This is a genomic window from Gordonia westfalica, from assembly GCF_900105725.1.
GTDB classification, from domain to species: domain Bacteria; phylum Actinomycetota; class Actinomycetes; order Mycobacteriales; family Mycobacteriaceae; genus Gordonia; species Gordonia westfalica.
In genome coordinates, this window is sequence record NZ_FNLM01000034.1 from 3,257,168 (window position 1) to 3,274,177 (window position 17,010).

General features: G+C 69.1%; 13 protein-coding genes and 1 pseudogene. 9 read left to right on the plus strand and 5 right to left on the minus strand.

The window, feature by feature from the left end; translation table 11 throughout:
* Positions 1-88 precede the first annotated feature (88 nt).
* The 4 genes and pseudogenes from BLU62_RS20410 to BLU62_RS20425 all read left to right on the plus strand — a co-directional run bounded on the left by BLU62_RS20410 (position 89) and on the right by BLU62_RS20425 (position 3,821).
* The gene (locus tag BLU62_RS20410; RefSeq protein ID WP_074851814.1) at positions 89-1,282 is read left to right on the plus strand and encodes an acyl-CoA dehydrogenase family protein; all 1,194 of its coding nucleotides are present in this window, start codon (positions 89-91) and stop codon (positions 1,280-1,282) included.
* Between the two features lie 49 nt (positions 1,283-1,331).
* Positions 1,332-2,444, plus strand: a complete 1,113-nt coding sequence (locus BLU62_RS20415; RefSeq protein WP_074851816.1) for an acyl-CoA dehydrogenase family protein — start codon at positions 1,332-1,334, stop codon at positions 2,442-2,444.
* 393 nt (positions 2,445-2,837) lie between these two features.
* A pseudogene (locus tag BLU62_RS20420) lies at positions 2,838-3,265 on the plus strand (DUF350 domain-containing protein).
* 85 nt (positions 3,266-3,350) lie between these two features.
* Positions 3,351-3,821, plus strand: a complete 471-nt coding sequence (locus BLU62_RS20425) for an SRPBCC family protein (RefSeq protein WP_074851818.1) — start codon at positions 3,351-3,353, stop codon at positions 3,819-3,821.
* A gap of 18 nt (positions 3,822-3,839) precedes the next feature.
* Here the strand turns inward: BLU62_RS20425 and BLU62_RS20430 are convergent, their stop codons facing one another.
* Positions 3,840-4,640 (minus strand): HAD-IIA family hydrolase, encoded by an 801-nt coding sequence (locus BLU62_RS20430; RefSeq protein ID WP_074851819.1) that lies wholly within the window; start codon positions 4,638-4,640, stop codon positions 3,840-3,842.
* 100 nt (positions 4,641-4,740) lie between these two features.
* Between BLU62_RS20430 and moeA the strand changes: the two genes are divergently transcribed.
* From moeA to BLU62_RS20455, 5 genes are all read left to right on the plus strand, one after another.
* Complete coding sequence (gene moeA / locus BLU62_RS20435) at positions 4,741-6,000, plus strand: molybdopterin molybdotransferase MoeA (protein WP_074851820.1); 1,260 nt, start codon at positions 4,741-4,743, stop codon at positions 5,998-6,000.
* Positions 6,001-6,089: 89 nt separating this feature from the next.
* On the plus strand, positions 6,090-6,821 hold the full coding sequence (locus tag BLU62_RS20440) for a phosphatidylserine decarboxylase (RefSeq protein WP_074851821.1): 732 nt from the start codon (positions 6,090-6,092) through the stop codon (positions 6,819-6,821).
* Between the two features lie 13 nt (positions 6,822-6,834).
* Entirely contained in the window at positions 6,835-7,923 is a 1,089-nt protein-coding gene (locus tag BLU62_RS20445) for a CDP-alcohol phosphatidyltransferase family protein (protein WP_074851822.1), read from the plus strand.
* A complete protein-coding gene (locus BLU62_RS20450) occupies positions 7,920-10,193 on the plus strand; it encodes an AAA family ATPase (protein WP_074851823.1) in 2,274 nt (757 codons plus the stop codon). The genes BLU62_RS20445 and BLU62_RS20450 overlap by 4 nt, the downstream gene beginning before the upstream one ends.
* 119 nt (positions 10,194-10,312) lie before the next feature.
* Positions 10,313-10,960: a TetR family transcriptional regulator gene (locus tag BLU62_RS20455; protein ID WP_074851824.1), complete on the plus strand. Its 648-nt coding sequence runs from the start codon at positions 10,313-10,315 to the stop codon at positions 10,958-10,960.
* A 171-nt stretch (positions 10,961-11,131) separates the two neighbouring features.
* Here the strand turns inward: BLU62_RS20455 and BLU62_RS20460 are convergent, their stop codons facing one another.
* From BLU62_RS20460 to BLU62_RS20475, 4 genes are read right to left on the minus strand one after another with little or no spacing between them, the layout of a single operon-like run.
* Positions 11,132-12,112 carry a PDR/VanB family oxidoreductase gene (locus tag BLU62_RS20460; RefSeq protein ID WP_074851825.1) on the minus strand — a complete coding sequence of 327 codons (981 nt, stop codon included), beginning with the start codon at positions 12,110-12,112 and terminating at the stop codon, positions 11,132-11,134.
* Positions 12,113-12,141: 29 nt separating this feature from the next.
* Positions 12,142-13,128 (minus strand): GNAT family N-acetyltransferase, encoded by a 987-nt coding sequence (locus BLU62_RS20465; RefSeq protein ID WP_074851826.1) that lies wholly within the window; start codon positions 13,126-13,128, stop codon positions 12,142-12,144.
* Positions 13,125-15,521: a CaiB/BaiF CoA transferase family protein gene (locus tag BLU62_RS20470; protein WP_074851827.1), complete on the minus strand. Its 2,397-nt coding sequence runs from the start codon at positions 15,519-15,521 to the stop codon at positions 13,125-13,127. The genes BLU62_RS20465 and BLU62_RS20470 overlap by 4 nt, the downstream gene beginning before the upstream one ends.
* A 25-nt stretch (positions 15,522-15,546) precedes the next feature.
* Positions 15,547-16,986 (minus strand): aldehyde dehydrogenase, encoded by a 1,440-nt coding sequence (locus tag BLU62_RS20475; protein WP_074851828.1) that lies wholly within the window; start codon positions 16,984-16,986, stop codon positions 15,547-15,549.
* Positions 16,987-17,010 lie beyond the last annotated feature (24 nt).

Consider the following 17,010-nt stretch of genomic DNA (forward strand, 5'->3'; position numbering starts at 1 on the left):
GCAGTCTTCCAGGGTCTTCCCAGGTAGGCGGTCCGCGATTGGTGTCGCCGAACACCCGGCAACCCCCGACAGGAGTAGAGAAGAACCCATGCACCTGAAGTTCAGTCCGGAGGAAGAGGCGTTCCGCGAGGAACTGCGCGGCATCTTCGCAAAGGTCCCCGAGGACCTCCGCAAGCGGAACGAAGAGGGCAACCTCAGCTACCCCGACGACATCGTGACCGCATCGCGCGTGCTCAACGAGCACGGTGTGCTGACCCCGAGCTGGCCGATCGAATGGGGCGGCAAGGACTGGACCCCGATCCAGCACCACATCTACCGCGAAGAGATGAGCCTCGCGTTCGTCCCCGACCCGCTGCCGTTCAACGTGAGCATGATCGGTCCGGTCATCGCGCAGTTCGGGTCGCAGGAGATGAAGGAGAAATTCCTCCCCAAGACCGCCAACCTCGACATCTGGTGGTGCCAGGGCTTCTCCGAGCCCGAGGCCGGCTCCGACCTCGCCTCGCTCAAGACCCGCGCGGTCCTCGACGGCGACCACTACGTCATCAACGGCCAGAAGACCTGGACGACGCTCGGCCAGTTCGCCGACTGGATCTTCCTGCTCGCCCGGACCAACCCGGATGTGAAGAAGCAGGCCGGCATCAGCATGTTCCTGATCCCGATGGACACCCCCGGCATCGAACTGCGCCCGATCCAGCTCATCGACGGCAGCTACGAGGTCAACGAGGTCTTCTTCAACGACGTCCGCGTGCCCGTCGAGAACATGGTCGGCGAGGAGAACAGCGGCTGGACCCAGGCCAAGTTCCTGCTCGGCAACGAGCGCAACGGCATTGCCCGCGTCGGCTACACCAAGTCGAAGCTGGCCCGCGCCAAGGAACTCGCCAAGTCGACCCGGACCGCCAACGGCACCCTGCTCGACGACCCGCTGTTCGCCACCCGTCTGGCCGAACTGGAGAACGAGCTCCTCGCCCTGGAGATCACCCAGCTCCGTGTCGCCGCGTCGTCGGCCGACGGCAAGCCGAACCCGGCGTCGTCGCTGCTGAAGCTCAAGGGCAGCCAGCTGCAGCAGGCCGCGATGGAGCTCATCGCCGACATCGCCGGCCCGGACTCGCTCCCGGTCGCCGAGGTCAACGTCGACGCGGCGAACGGAAGCGCTGAGGTCACCGCACCCGAGTGGGCCCAGCTCGCCGCTCCGACCTACCTCAACTACCGCAAGGTCTCGATCTACGGCGGCTCCTCCGAGGTCCAGCGCCAGATCATCGACAAGGCGGTCCTCGGTCTCTGACCGCCGGCCCCGCTGACCTCACTTTTCGACTTACAGACCAAGGACAACAATGGATTTCGAGCTTTCCGAAGAACAGGGGATGTTGCGCGACACCGTGCGCGAGGTCCTCACCAAGACCTACGACGTGGAGACCCTCCGCAAGGTGACCGACACCGATCTCGGCTGGAGCGAGAAGGTGTGGAAGTCGCTCGCGGAGATCGGCATCCTGGGCCTGACCTTCCCCGAGTCCGAGGGCGGCATGGACGCCGGACCCGTCGAGTTCACCAGTGTGATGACCGAACTCGGTCGCGCCCTGGCACCCGAGCCCTACCTGGATTCGGTTCTCGTTCCCGGCTCGCTGCTCGAGGCCGCCGACGACGCGACCCGCGCCGAGCTGCGCGGTGGCCTCGCCTCCGGTGAGCTGCTCATGGCCTTCGCACACAACGAGCCCGGCGACCGCTGGCCGGTGGCCGCGGTGGCGACCAGCGCGACCGCCGACGGCGTGCTCAACGGCACCAAGACCCTTGTCGGACACGGCGACTGCGCACACAAGCTGATCGTCTCGGCACGCGTCGCCGACGAGGTGGGCCTGTTCCTCATCGACGCCGACGCCGAGGGCGTCGTCCGCACGGCGTACCGCACGCATGATCGCCGACGCGGCGCCGAGTTCACCTTCAACGACGCCAAGGCCACCCGACTCGGCAGCGGCGACGCGTCGGAGCTCATCGCCAACGCGGAGATCGGCATCCAGACCGCGCTGTGCGCCGAGGCGCAGGGCGCCATGGAACGCAGCCTCGAGCTGACCGTCGAATACCTCAAGTCGCGCAAGCAGTTCGGTGTCCCGCTGGCCACCTTCCAGGCGCTCACCCATCGCGCCGCGGACATGTACGTCCAGCTCGAACTCGCGCGCAGCCTGGTGCTGTACGCGACGACCGCACTTGCCGACGGCATCGCCGACGCCGCCATCGCGTCGCGGGTGAAGCTGCAGACCGTTCGCTCTGCACGCCTCATCGGCCAGGAGGCCATCCAGATGCACGGCGGTATCGGCATGACCGCCGAATACCCGATCGCGCACTACGTGAGCCGGCTGACCGCGATCAGCCACACCCTCGGTGACGCGGACGCACACGTCACCAAGCTGTCGAAGGACCTCGCGTCCTACGACATGCTCAGCGTCGGCTGACACATCTCCTCGCTCCCTGAGGCACTTCAATCGCTGCCCGAGGAGCGAGGAGCGCTTCCATCGCTGCCTGAGGAGCGAGAAGCGCTTCCATCGCTGCCTGAGGCGTGAGGAGCGCTTCCATCGCTGCCTGAGGAGCGAGGAGCGCAAGCGACGAGCCACGAAGGCCTGGTGAGGATTTGTCGCCAGCCCTTCGTGGCTCGCTGCGCTCGCACCTCAGGGAGCGAGTGGTGAGCTGCGCTCGCACCTCAGGGAGCGAGTGGTGAGCTGCGCTCGCACCTCAGGGAGCGAGGGCGATCCGCCCTGCGCAGACACGCGTCGGGCAGCGCGACGCACTCCGACCCCACCCACCGATACTGTTTCCTCAGCACGACTCGGTGACGGAGAGGGACTCGGATGGAACTGCTGCGTGACAACCTGGCCGCGGGGGCTTCGTTCAGCCTCGTCGGAATCGCCCTGCTCGTCGTCGGATTCGTGGCGCTCGACCTCGTGACCCCCGGCCGGCTGCGGCAGCTGGTGTGGATCGCCCACAACCGCAACGCGGTCATCCTCACCACGTCGATGGTCATCGGGCTGGCGATCGTCCTGGTCTGTTCGGTCATCGACACCGAACTCCTCGCACTGTGGCGCGCACTCCTCTACACCGTCGCCTACGTGATCCTGACGATCGCCGTGATGATGTGGTCGTTCGTGCTCATCGACTGGCTCACCCCGGCAAGCTGGGCACGTTGCTGCTCGAGAACGACGAGCATCCTGCCGGCTGGATCACCGCCGCGGTCTTCGTCGGTATCGGCGCCGTCATCGGCATGACCCTGCTGGTCTGAGCTGTTTTCCGACACTCGGACCCTTATTGACGGTCCGCCAACAGCCTATTGACGGTGCGCCAACAAGCCCATACTGTTGGCGACCATGACCGCAGCACTCATCGAGGAATCCATCGACATCGACGCACCCGCCGAGAAGGTGTGGTCGGTGATCTCCGATCTCAAGCGCATGGGCGAGTGGAGCCCGCAGTGCAAGAAGATGATCATCCGCGGCGGCTCTGTCGGGTTGGGGACCAAGACCGTCAACATCAACCGCCGGGGCCCGCTGGTGTGGCCGACCACCTCCAAGGTCGTGCGCTTCACGCCGAATCAGGAGATCGCCTTCCGCGTGGCGGAGAACCACACCGTCTGGAGCTACACCATCACACCGAACGGCTCGGGCGTCACCGTGACCGAGCGTCGCGAGGTGAACGGCTCGACCACCAAGGTGTCGTCGTTCCTCGTCGACAAGTTCATGGGCGGCACCGAGTCCTTCGAGGTCGAACTCAAGCTCGGCATGGCCGAGACGCTCGGCAGGATCAAGCGCGCAGCGGAGAGTCAGCTCGACCGCGTCTGATCGCCTCCGTCACCCCGGTCAGGTTCCGCTGATCTTGTCGATCAGTTCGGGGAGGTCGGCGACCGAGTCGATGACGTGGTCCGGGTAGGGCCCGAACTCGTCACGCGCAAGCGCATTCAGCCCCTCCTCGCGGAACTTGCCGGTACGTACCAGCACGCCGATGAGGGCCGACGCCTGCGCGCCCAGGACGTCGTTGTGCATGTCGTCGCCGACCATGACCACCTGAGTCGGTTCGAGACCCAACCTGTCTGTGGCGGCCCGGAATCCGAGCGGCGACGGCTTGCCGATCGCCTTGATCTTCTTGCCCGACGCCTTCTCGAGCCCCTCGAGGTACACCCCGGTGTCGATGGACAGTCCATCGGCCGTCGACCACGTCATCGAGCGGTGCATGGCGATGACCGGTACGCCGTCGAGCAGCATCTCGAGCACCTTCGACAGAGAGTCGTGGGTGAACACCGAACCGGCGCCGCCGAGCACCACGACCTCGGCGTCCGCCGGGTCGTCGGTGAGTTCGACCTCGGTCATGTCCTCGGCGATCGGCCCCTGGTTGAGAACCCACACCCGCTTGCCCGGGTACGTGGAACTCACGTACTCGGCGGTGAGCTTGGCGGCCGTCAGGATCTCGTCGGCGTCGACGGAGAAACCGCAGTCGTTCAACAACTCCGCGATCTCGTTGCGCGAGCGCGAGGTGGTGTTGGTCAGGAACATCCGCGGGATGTCCCGGTCGGCGAGGCGGGAGACGGCCTCCACCGCGCCGGGCAGAGCCTTCCACGAGGTGACCATCACCCCGTCGATGTCGAGAAGCAGACCCAATGCCATGGGCACGAATGTAGTCCCCGGTCCCAGGCGACGCAGTGCAGGCATCCCCCGAACCGGGTACCCCGACGAGGCTTGCCCACCCACCTGGCATCCTGAGCGCATGCGTACCGTCGCAGAGCATCAGGCCGTCGTCTCGGCCCTGTTCGGCTCTCCCGTCCCCGTCCGGCTGCCCGTCCCCGACGCGCTGGGCACGGCGACGCTCACCGACGTCGAAGCACCGCTGTCGCTGCCCGGTTTCGACAACTCCGCGATGGACGGATTCGCCGTCCTCGCCGCGGATCTCGCGGCCGCCGGCCCCGACTCCCCCGTCACACTGCCCGTCGCCGCGGACATCCCGGCCGGACGCACCGACGCCCTCACCCTCACACCCGGCACCGCGCACCGGATCATGACCGGCGCCCCGATGCCGGGCGGTGCCGACGCCGTCGTGCCGGTGGAACTGACCGACGCGGTGATCGGCCCGGTCGCGGCCGCCGAGACGGTCACGTTCACGGCACCGGTCGAGTCCGGAAAGCACATCCGGCGCGCGGGTTCCGACATCGGACAGGGAGCACGGGCGCTGTCCGCCGGCACCGTGGTCGGGGCGCCGCAGGTCGGGCTGCTCGCCGCGCTCGGGATCGCCGAGGTCACCGTCGCCCGACCGCTGCGCGTCGTGGTCCTGTCCACCGGGTCGGAACTCGTCGAACCCGGAAAACCGTTGCAGCACGGCCAGATCTACGAATCCAACGGGGCGATGCTCACCGCCGCCGCCATCGAGGCCGGGGCGCGCGGACGGCACGTGCACTTCGTGCCGGACAACACCGACGACTTCCTCGCGCGGCTCGACGAGGTCGCCGACGAGGCAGACCTGATCATCACCTCCGGCGGTGTCAGCGCGGGCGCCTTCGAGGTCGTGAAGGAGTCGCTGTCGGCCACGGGTTCCGTCGAGTTCGTGAAGGTCGCGATGCAACCCGGCATGCCGCAGGGGTGCGGCCATCACACCGCGTCCGCGAAGCCCGACGGGTCACCCGGGCCCACCGTGCCGATCATCACACTGCCGGGCAACCCGGTCAGCGCCCTGGTGTCCTTCGAGGTCTTCATCCGTCCCGCGCTCCGAGCCGCGATGGGGTTGCCGGCCGTGCGACCTCGTGTGACCGCGCGTCTGGGTGCCGACATCCGCTCACCGCAGGGCAAAAGGCAGTTCCTGCGCGGAGTCCTCCGGACGGACGAAGGCGGATCGGGCTTCGTCGTCGACCCGATCGGCCCACCCGCGTCGCATCACCTGCGTTTTCTCGCCGAGGCCGATGCGTTGATCGACGTGCCCACCGAGGCCGACGGTCTGGCCGCCGGGTCTCCGGTCGACGTGCTCGTCCTGCGCTGAGCTCTAAGCTGGACTCCAGTCGCACCCGACACCGTGGGTGCGTGAGGTTCATCGAGTGCGCCCGCACCGGGCACAACAGGAGGTAGATCGTGGCCAGACGTCCGCGTCCGGACGACCAGGGCAACACCGGCCGTGTCGCCCATTTCCTTGACCTGGCCCGCGAGACCATCCCACCGATCCACCCGGCCGGCATCCCGTTCGTCGCCGCCCCCGCGGCGGTCGCGCTCCTCGGACGCCGCCACCGCTGGATCGCGCGACCCGCGGCCCTCACCGCCGGCGCCTGCGCCGCGTTCTTCCGACACCCCGGCCGCATCCCGCCGACCGAGCCGGGCGTGGTCGTCGCACCCGCCGACGGCACGATCGCGCTCGTCGACGAGGCGGTCCCGCCGGCCGAGTCTGGCCTGGGCACCGATCCACTCCCCCGCGTCTCGACCTTCCTGTCGATCTTCGACGTCCACGTGCAGCGCGTGCCCATCGCCGGTACGGTCACCGCGGTGACGCACACACCCGGCGCTTTCCTGTCCGCGGATCTACCCGAGGCCAGCCGCGACAACGAGCGCACGACGATGACCATCCACACGACGGCGACCGGCGGAGGACCAGGCCCCGACCTCGCGGTCGTGCAGATCGCCGGGCTCGTCGCCCGTCGGATCGTGTGCGACCCGAAGGTCGGCGACACGCTGCGCCTCGGTGACACGTACGGGCTGATCCGCTTCGGTTCCCGGGTCGACGTCTACTTCCCGAAGGGCACCACTCCTCGAGTGTCGGTCGGCCAGCGCGCCGTCGGCGGCGAGACCCCCTTCGCCTACCTCGATCTCTGATCCGGCCCGGCCCGTGAATCCCCCAGCAGCGAACTCCCCCGACGGACCCGCCGCGCATCGGACCGGCGGCCCCGGAATCCGACGGCCCCGGACGTCGAAGACCCGCAACCCCACCGCACGGTCGGCGCGACGCCAGGCGCAGGCTCATGCCCCGACACCCCAGGAGCCCGAGCGGCGGCGTCTCCGCAAGCAGGCGCAGGCCGGGCGCATCATCATCCCGTCGTCGCTGACGATCCTGGCGATCTGCGCGGGACTGACGGCGATGCGCGCGGCCACCACCGGCGACATCGACGTCGCCATGGGTCTCCTCGTGGCCGCCGCGTTCCTCGACGGCATCGACGGCAGGGTCGCCCGACTCATGGGCGCGACGAGCCGTATCGGCGCCGAGATCGACTCCCTGGCCGACGCGATCAACTTCGGCGTGGTGCCGGCGATGATCGTCTACTTCTTCCTGCTCGACGGCGAGGATCTCGGCTGGGCACTGGCACTGATCTATTGCTGCGCGATCGTGCTGCGCCTGGCCCGGTTCAACACCCTGCTCGACGACGACGAGGCACCCGGGTACACGAGGGACTTCTTCGTCGGCGTCCCGGCGCCCGCGGCCGCCATCTGTGCACTGCTGCCGATCGGTCTGGCGCAGCAGTTCGGCGAGGGCTGGTGGACATCGTTGCCCGCCGTGGGCGGATGGCTGGTCCTGGTCGCGTTCCTGGCCGTCAGCCGCGTCCCCACGGCCTCCCTGAAGACCGCGTCGATCCCGCCGCGCGCGGTCGCCGGTCTGCTCGTCCTCGTCGCGGTCGGTGCCGCGCTCCTGCTGACCTACCCCTACCTGCTGATGTTGATCGGCATCGCCGGATACGCGATCCACATCCCGTTCGCGTGGCGTTCGCGTCGGTGGGTCGCGTCTCGGCCGGAGTACTGGGACGAGAAGCCCGCCGAACGTCGTGCGCAGCGGAAGGCGTCGAAGACCGCGCCGGGCGGCCGTCGACGACGCCCCGTCCTGAAGTCGCAGCGCAGGCTGGGCCTCAACCGGCCCACCGGTGCGCCGGTCGCCGTTCAGAACCCGGAACCGGTTGCGGACGAGACCGAAAGCGAGACCAGATGAGCTCCCAGGTGTCCCTGACCCTGACCGCCCGGCTCAACACCTCCGCCGCCGAGGCGCGTCGCGGCATCATCCGGGTGCATCCCGAGGTGCTGACCGCGTTGTCGCTGCGGGAGTGGGATGCCGTGTCGATCACCGGCGCCCGCGTGACCGCCGCGGTGGTCGCGGCGACCGAAGCGTCGGCTCCGACCGGGATCGCCCTGCTCGACGAGATCCTCTTCTCCAATGCCGGGGTCAAGGAGAACGCCTCGGTCGTGCTGGCCCCGGTGGTCGTGCACGGCGCGAGCCGGGTCGTCGTCAACGGCTCGGTGCTGGCCACCCAGTCCATCACCGAATCCACGCTCCGGCGCGCGCTGCTCGGCAAGGTGCTCTCCGTCGGCGACGCGGTGTCGCTGCTGCCCCGCGACCTCGGGCCCGAACTCGCCGCCACCGAGGCGACGCGCGCCCTCGCCCGGTCCGTCGGCATCACCTGGACCACCGAGCTGCTCACCGTCACGGGTACCGATCCGGGCTCCCCCGTCAGCGTGCAGACCAACACCGCAGTGCTGTGGTCGACGACCGCCGGCGAGGTGCCCCCGCTCGGCGACCGCGCCGGTCTCGGTTCACCGCGAATCCCGGGTGCGCTCGGCATCGTGCCCGACGCCCCGGTCGACGCACCTGCGCCGACGATCCCGGCTCCCGTCGGCAGCGTCCCGGTCGAGGAGCCCGACGTCCCGGTCCGTCCGGTGTCCGAGCTGGTCGGCGTCGACTCCCAGATCACCAAGCTCACCGAGTGGCTGGCGATCACGCTCGACGAACCGGATGTGCTGCGCACCCTGGGCGCCGCACCCCGCCTGGGTGTCCTGGTCACCGGGCCCGCCGGTGGCGGCAAGGCGACGCTGGTGCGATCGGTCTGCGCGAAGCGCACCCTCGTCGCCGTCGACGGCCCGACGACCGGCGCGACCGAACCGAACACCCGCCTGCGCACGGTGTCCGACGCCGTCACCCGCGCCCGCTCGACCGGCGGGGTACTGCTCATCACCGACATCGACGCACTGTTGCCGTCCGAGCCCGAGCCGGTCGCCACCCTCATCCTCGACGAGCTGCGGTCGGGCATCGCCGACGGTCGCATCGCGCTCGTCGCGACCACCGCCGAACCGGTCCGCCTCGACTCGCGCCTACGCGATCCGTCGCTGTGCGATCGCGAACTGATCATCGGCCTGCCCGACTCCCCGACCCGCGCCCGGCTGTTGTCGGCGATCCTGTCGACGGTCCCGACCGAAGGCGACCTCGACCTCGACTCGGTGGCCGCGCGTACCCCCGGTTTCGTCGCCGGCGACCTCGCGGCGCTCACCCGGGAGGCCGCGCTGCGGGCCGCGACCCGCGCCAGCGCCGGCAAGTCCGAACCCGCACTCCGCACCGAGGATCTCGTCGGCGCGCTCGACGTGATCCGGCCGGTGTCGCGATCGGACTCACCCGAGGTCGCCCTGGGCTCGATCACGCTCGCCGACGTCGGGGACATGGTCGAGACCAAGCAGGCGCTGACCGAGGCCGTGTTGTGGCCGTTGCAGCACCCCGACACCTTCGCCCGGCTCGGCGTCGACCCGCCCCGCGGTGTGCTGCTCTTCGGCCCGCCCGGGTGCGGCAAGACCTTCGTCGTCCGGGCACTCGCGGCATCCGGCCAGTTGTCGGTGCACACCGTCAAAGGTGCTGAGCTGATGGACAAGTGGGTCGGTTCGTCGGAGAAGGCCGTCCGCGACCTCTTCGCCCGCGCCCGGGAGTCGGCGCCGTCGCTGATCTTCCTCGACGAGGTCGACGCCCTCGCGCCGCGTCGCGGACAGTCCACCGATTCCGGCGTCGCCGACCGCGTGGTCGCATCCCTGCTCACCGAACTCGACGGCGTCGAACCGCTGCAGGACGTGGTGGTGCTCGGCGCCACCAACCGCCCCGACCTCATCGATCCGGCCCTGCTGCGACCCGGGCGCCTCGAACGACTGGTCTTCGTGCCGCCGCCGGATGCCGCTGCCCGCGGTGACATCCTGCGCACCAGCGGCCGGGACGTCCCGCTCGACGACATCGACCTCGACGAACTCGCCGCCGACCTCGAAGGCTACTCGGCCGCCGACTGCTCGGCGCTCCTCCGCGAGGCCGCGCTGTCGGCGATGCGACGCGACATCAACGCCGCGGTGGTCACCGCCGACGACGTCACGGAGGCGAGGAGCCGGGTTCGCCCGTCGCTCGACCCCGACCAGGTGGAGAACCTCAGGGCGTACGCCGAGCGCCGCCTGGAGTGACCTGCACGCCATTCGCCGCAACCGCGTGGACGATCAGTCCCGCGGAAACTACTGTGGTTAGGTCAGATGCGGGCGCACGACAGGTGCGCCGCGTGACATGACGCGCTGAGAGGTGAGCAATGGCACGGCCGTCCAAGCCGTTGATCAGTCGCGATGCCGCGGTGGCGGCATCGATCGAGATCATCGACGCCGAAGGGCTCGACGCCTTCAGCCTTCCCAAGCTCGCCAAGCACCTCGGGGTTCGCGCCCCGTCGCTGTACCACCACTTCGACGACAAGAACGAGATCCTCACCGAGGTGGCCCGCTACGTCGCCGGTACCGCGGTCCGACGCCCCCGGATGAAACCGGGACCGGACTGGCCGGAGTTCTTCGTGAACCTGGCACTGAACTTCCGGCAGTCGATCCTCCGTCACCGCAACGCCGCGCCGGTTCTTCTTCAGCACCTGCCCCGCGACCTGTTCACCGCCACCTACGAGGACACCGCGAAGTTCCTGCTGGAGTCGGGAGTGCCCGTCGACCTCCACGTCCGCATCCTGGACGGCATGGAGACCCTGGCCATCGGCGCGGTCCTCATGGAGGCGACGCGGCCGCCGCGTCCACGGTCCGCGATCTTCCCCAACGTGTCGGCCAACTCGCAACCGCTTCTCGCAGAAGCGTTGTCGAAGAACGAACTGACCCAGAAGCAGCTGTTCGAGGCGATGGTCCGGAGCTTCCTGCACGGCATCATCCGGGACCACGCCCTGCCGGCGCCCCCGCTCCCTGAGTAGCCCCGGAGCCTGCGGAGGGGCGTATCCCCGCTCCCTGAGTAGCCCCGGATCCGACTGCCGAACCTCAACTCGACCGGCAGACGTCGATCGAAGTCTGCCGGTCGGGTTGACGTCTACCGGTGATTGCGTGGGCGACGGTGTCTCACCGGGCCTTCGAGGCGCTTCTTCGGATCACAGATCCAGCACGAGCCTCGGCGTGCAGCTCCTCGAGACGCACACCATCATGCAGTCGTTCGCGGCCTGCTCGTCGTCGTCGAGCACCGAATCCCGGTGGTCCGGAACACCGTCGAGAACCGTCTGTTCGCAGGTGCCGCAGGTGCCCTCGCGGCAGGAGAAGTCGACCTCCACGCCCTCACGGAGCAACGCGTCGAGAACCGTCTCGTCCGCCGAGACCGTCACGGTCTTGCCGCTGCGGTCGAGTACGACGTCGAATCCTTCGGCGGGACCATCGTTCTCGGATTCGATGACCTTCGGCGCGAACCGCTCCAGATGGAGTTCGATGCCGCTGCGGGACTTGCACTTCTCCTCGATCGCCGCCAGGAGCGGCTCGGGTCCACAGCAGTAGACGGCGGTCCCCGGCGTCAGCGCATCGAGTGCCGCATCAAGGTCGAGCAGACCGTACTCGTCCTGCGGCCTCACCTGCACACGATCCGAATACTGTTGCGTCAGAGCATCGGCGAACGCCATCCCCGACGCCGTGCGGCCGCCGTAGAGCAACATCCACTCGGCTCCGCGCGCGTCGACCTCGGCGATCATCGGCTTCATCGGGGTGATGCCGATGCCGCCGGCGACGAACAGATACGACGGTGCGTCGACGAGCGGGAAGTTGTTCCGGGGCCCCTTGACCGCGACCAGGTCACCGACCGAGACGTCCTCGTGCACACTTCGCGAACCACCACGACTCACCGGTTCGCGGAGGACCGCCACCCGGAGACGGCTTCGGTCGGCCACGTCTCCACAGAGGGAGTACTGGCGGATCAGGTTCTCGCCGAGTACCAGGTCGAGGTGGGCACCCGGTGACCACTCCGGCAGGTCGCCGCCGTCGGGGTCGGCGAGGACGAGTGACACGACCCCCTCGGCCGCAGCCTCTTTCGCAACCACGCGGAGCTTGTGGTTGTCGAGCGCGGCTGTCTCGGTCCGGTTGTCGTTCATCAGGGCCTTCTCACATGTCGGAAGTCGTGTCAGCGAAACGCCGGTGGCGGGCTCGAGCTCTCGCCGAGCTGGTAGCAGGAGTGCACGTCTTCCTGTTCGTAGCCGAGCAACCTGCACATCCGGACCGCGCCCGCATCGTCGGGATCGATTCGCAGCGTGGACACCTGGACGTCGGCGTCGAGTTGATGCCAGAGCGCACTGAGCAACAGTGCGGTCCCGACGCCTCCGCCTCGTGCGGCCGCGGTGAGCACCAGCGCGTTGACCGGTGCGGCACGGAGTTCGAGGTGACGGCGATGCTCGGTCGAGAACCACACGAAGCCGAGAACCTCCCCGTCGGCGTTCCGCGCGTCGACGACCATCCCACCACCGAGCCGCAGGTCGTCGGCGACGCGATCACGATGCCGCGGTGCGAGTTCAGAGGATGCGAGGACGTCGGCGATCACCGGATCGTCGGCGGCGAGCTCCCGTGGCTCGGTGACGGTGACGCCGGCCGGGATCTCGGGCTTGTCGAGCGGCAAGGAGAAGGGGCCGGTCAGGTGCCGGACCAGCGTCCACTGGCGGCTGACGGCCGGTATCCCGAAGCGGCGCGTGAGACGTCCCGACGCCGGGTGTGTCGAATACGCCCAGCACCGAAGCGCTTTGGCGCCGGTGTGGTCCCAGCCGTCGGCTCCGTCGGTCTCGAGACCGATCTCCTCGACGAGCAGAGTGGTGATGCCCCGGGAACGATATTCGGGGTGGACCACGTAGGAGACGGTGCCCAGCCCGTCGGCGTCGACCGCAAGGTGCAGGTACGCCACGATCACCATCGGGACGTCCTCGAGCGGGCTGAGGTCGCGCCGTGCCTTGATGGGCAGATGCGCGACGGTGCGGTTGCCGTCACCGACCTCGCGGACGGTGGTGGGATCGATGTGCGAGAACCCGGCCTCGTCGTCGTATTCGGCTGCCTCGGTCACGAGTTCGATCACTTCGTCGAGCTCGGCGCCCTCGAGGCGAGGCCGCCATTCATAGGTGATCATCGTGCACTCTCCTCGAGTGGCTGGAGGATTCCGTCGGCGACGAATCGCCGGTACTCGGCATCGTCGAGGCCGAGCAACCCGACCGCGATCTCATGCGTGTCGGCACCGGGCAGGGGCGCCGGGCGCAGCGGCGCATCCGGGATCGACGTGAACCGTGCGACACGCACCGCGGTGGGAAGCGGCCCCGGGAGCAGCGGATGTTCGAGCTGGGTGTAGGCATCCCGCGCGCTCAGATGGGGGTCGGTCAGCAACTCGGGCAGCCGGACCATCGCACCGGCGGGAACACCTGCCTCCTGGAGTGCGGTCATCGCGTCGGTGGGCGTCCGCTCCGACAGCCAGTCGGTCAGCGCCTTGTCCGCCTCCTCCCGGTTCTCGGTCCGCCTGTCCGCGAGCCCGAATCGGGCGTCGTCGGCGAGGTCGTCACGCCCGATGACACGGGTGAGGCTGCGCCAGTCACGATCGTCGCGGACCGTGACGACGCACCACTCGTCGTCGCCGGCACACGGGTACACGCCGGCCGGTGCGGCGAACGGGTCGGTGTTGCCCACGGCCGACACCGATCCCTGGGCCAGTGATTCGCGGACGAGTTGGCCGCCGAGCGCGACGAGAGCCGTATCGGCCTGTGCCACCTCGATCTCGGCACCGCGCCCGTGTGACAGCCGGGCGATGAGGGCGGCGAGGACTGCCACCGCGGCCACCTGTCCGCCGATGTGGTCGGGGTACACCGTCGAGCCGTCGCTCAGACCCGTGTCGGAGTCGGAGTACCGCCACAGTGCCGACACGCCGCAGGCCGCACGTACGAGAGGCCCGTAGCCGAGTCTGGTGTTCCACGGTCCGGTGCTGCCGAAGGCGCTGCCGTCGGAGACGATGATGCGCGGGTTGATCTTTCGCAGTTCGTCGTAGCCGATCCCCATCGAGTCGAGGGTCCCGGGCTTGAAGTTGGCGAGGACGACATCGGCATCGGCGGCCAGCTGCCGGAACAGCTTCCGTCCCTCGTCGGTGCGGAGGTTGACGCCCAGTGAGCGGCGGTTGCGGTGACCCCAGGCCACCGACGGAGACAGCGTGTCCTTCCTCTTCGACTGGCGCAGACCGTCCGGGAAGTCACGGTTCTCGACCTTGATCACGTCGGCGCCGTGGTCCGCGAACTGGCGGCCGAGTTCGGCCCCGAACACCACGACCCCGAGGTCGAGCACGCGCAGCCCGGTGAACGGGTGGGTGCCGGGTTCGGCTGCGTCCGATGTGAGCTCGCGGGCCGCGGGCGTCTCGGACCAGAGGTCCGCGGCGGCGTCGGCCGACTGCGCACGGTGCCGGAATCCCGCTCGCCGGCCATCGATCTTGACGTAGCCCGACGGAATGCGGGCCGTGACACCGGGTGCGAGCTCTGCGTCGACGAGTGTCCCGGCGGCGGCGAAGTGTTCGTTGGCGAGCACTTCGGCCGGGCGCAGCACGCCGCCGATCGGAATGCCCCGCGCGGCTCCTTCGGCGACCAGCTCGTCGCGCGTGCGTCCGGCGAACAGTTCCTCGATCAGCGGATGCAGGCGGTCCGCGGCCGCGAAACGTGCCGGGATGGTGTCGAAGGCGGGATCGGCGAACTCGGCCGGTTCGCCGAGCCAGGAGAACATGGCACGCCACTGACGCTTCGCCAGCAGGCAGATCCGCACCTGTCCGTCCGCACAGCGCAGGACCGGGTAGAAGTTCGCGGCGTCGGGGCGGCCCCGCGGGAAGTCGTCGCGACGGCCCGCGGCGGCCGAGCCCTGCACACCGAAGCCGGGATCGAAACCGTGGACCACCGTCTCGAAGGCCGAGATGTCGACGAGTTGTCCGCTGCCGGTGCGCAACCGGTCGTAGTATCCCAGCAGCGCCGACCAGGCCGCGTGCACTCCCACCGACTGTTCGACCAGCCCGGCCGGAGGCAGCAGCGGCTCCCGACCCGGCTCACCGGAACGCGACAGCACTCCGCTCATCGCGTAGATCACCGATTCGGTTGCGGCCCAATCGGCATAGGGGCCGGTCTGACCGAAGCCGCTGATCGAGACGACGACCAGTTCGGGGTGGCGTTCCAGGTGCTCGGCCGGCGACAACCCACGTCCGGCCGGCGTTCCGGCAAGCGTGGTCTCGACGAGGATGTCCGCGCCGGCAACCAGATCCAGGAATCGGGACCTGTCCGCATCGGAGTCGAGGTCGAGGACGACGACCCGCTTGTTCGCGTTGTCGAGTGCGAACGGGATGCTGATTCCGGACTCGATCGGCTCGGTCCGGCGCGACGCCGAACCGCCCGGACGTTCGACACGCACAACGTCGACGCCCAGGTCGGCGAGGAAGCGTCCACACGACTCGCCGAGACCGTCGGTCACGTCGACGACCCGGACACCTGTCAGAGGCAGATCCGTCATGTCACTCCTGTCGAAACTCAGATGATCAGCGGGTGGCGAAATACACCGATTTGGGGGCGAGGTAGGGCGCGAGGCCCTCCGGCCCGAGTTCCCGTCCGAGACCGGATGCCTTCACACCGCCGAACGGTGCGGTGAGGTCGAGGGCGTAGTGGTTGACGCCGACCGTCCCCGTCCTGATCCGCCGGGCCAGTTCGAGCCCGCGCTCCTCGTCCGTCGTCCACACGGTGCCGCCGAGTCCGTACACGGAGTCGTTGGCGATGCGCACCGCGTCGTCGGTGTCGGCGTACTCGGTGATGGTGAGCACCGGACCGAAGATCTCCTCCTGCGCGATGGACGCGGAGTTGTCGACGCCGGCGAATACGGTCGGTTCGACGAACCAGCCCTGCGGCTGGTCGCCGGGAACGCCTCCGCCCGTGGTGATCTGGTAACCATCGGCTCGGCCCGCCGCGATGTGCCCGAGGACCCGATCGCGCTGGGCGGCGCTGACGAGCGGACCGATGGCCGTCGCCTTGTCGAGCGGGTCACCGACGCGCAGTGCACGAACGGTCTCGGTGACCGCGTCGACGACCTCGCCGTAGCGGGAACGCGGGGCCAGAATCCGTGTGCTGGCGTGACAGGTCTGCCCGTTGTTCACCAGCGACACCTCCAGCAGGTGACCGGCGAACACCTCCAGGTCGGCGTCCTCGGCGACGATGGCGGCCGACTTGCCGCCGAGCTCCAGGGTCACCGGACGCAACAGGCGGCCGCACACCTCCCCGATCGCACGTCCGGCGCCGGTCGACCCGGTGAATGCCACCTTGTCGACGCCCGGGTGTTCGACGAGGTGCGCTCCGGCCTCGCGACCGCCCGGCACGACGTTGAGGACACCGGCCGGCAGCCCGGCCTCCTGCGCCGCGTCGGCGAAAACGAAAGCATCCAGAGCGGTTTCGGGTGCAGGCTTGAGGACGACCGTGCAACCCGCGGCGAGGGCGGGGGCGATCTTCATCGCGGCGAGCGGCTGCGGGTAGTTCCACGGCGTGATCGCCGCGACCACCCCGACGGGCTCACTGCGGACGACGGTACGACCGCCCAGCGCGCCGGGTCGAACCTCCTCGTCCTCCGCGGCCCGGATCAGGCCCGCGTAGTACGTCAGCATCGCCGCGGGGCCGTAGCCGTTCGTCGGCTTCGCCAGGCTGATGGGCATTCCGTTCTCGCGGCTGACCAGCTCGGCGGTGTCGCGGGCACGCCTGGTCATCGCCGCGGCGAACCGGTCGAGGACATCGGCTCGCTCGGCTCTGCTCATCGATCCCCACGGCCCGTCGAGTGCGGCCCGTGCGGCCGCGTCCGCGGCATCGATGTCCGCGGTCCCCGCCAGCGCACTACGACCGAGCACCTTCTCGGTGGCGGCCTCGACGACGTCGCCGTACTCCCCCGACGCCGGCGGAGCCCAGTTCCCGTCGATGAACAGCTCGTTGCGATCCAACATGATGACCCTTCGAAGTCTGAGTGC

Coding starts and splice junctions, on each gene's coding strand:
- BLU62_RS20425 (WP_074851818.1), top strand. CDS start 3,351: ATGACCGCAGCACTCATCGAGGAATCCATCGACATCGACGCACCCGCC.
- BLU62_RS20430 (WP_074851819.1), bottom strand. CDS start 4,640: ATGGCATTGGGTCTGCTTCTCGACATCGACGGGGTGATGGTCACCTCG.
- BLU62_RS20475 (WP_074851828.1), bottom strand. CDS start 16,986: ATGTTGGATCGCAACGAGCTGTTCATCGACGGGAACTGGGCTCCGCCG.
- BLU62_RS20470 (WP_074851827.1), bottom strand. CDS start 15,521: ATGACGGATCTGCCTCTGACAGGTGTCCGGGTCGTCGACGTGACCGAC.
- BLU62_RS20455 (WP_074851824.1), top strand. CDS start 10,313: ATGGCACGGCCGTCCAAGCCGTTGATCAGTCGCGATGCCGCGGTGGCG.
- BLU62_RS20415 (WP_074851816.1), top strand. CDS start 1,332: ATGGATTTCGAGCTTTCCGAAGAACAGGGGATGTTGCGCGACACCGTG.
- moeA (WP_074851820.1), top strand. CDS start 4,741: ATGCGTACCGTCGCAGAGCATCAGGCCGTCGTCTCGGCCCTGTTCGGC.
- BLU62_RS20465 (WP_074851826.1), bottom strand. CDS start 13,128: ATGATCACCTATGAATGGCGGCCTCGCCTCGAGGGCGCCGAGCTCGAC.
- BLU62_RS20460 (WP_074851825.1), bottom strand. CDS start 12,112: ATGAACGACAACCGGACCGAGACAGCCGCGCTCGACAACCACAAGCTC.
- BLU62_RS20410 (WP_074851814.1), top strand. CDS start 89: ATGCACCTGAAGTTCAGTCCGGAGGAAGAGGCGTTCCGCGAGGAACTG.
- BLU62_RS20450 (WP_074851823.1), top strand. CDS start 7,920: ATGAGCTCCCAGGTGTCCCTGACCCTGACCGCCCGGCTCAACACCTCC.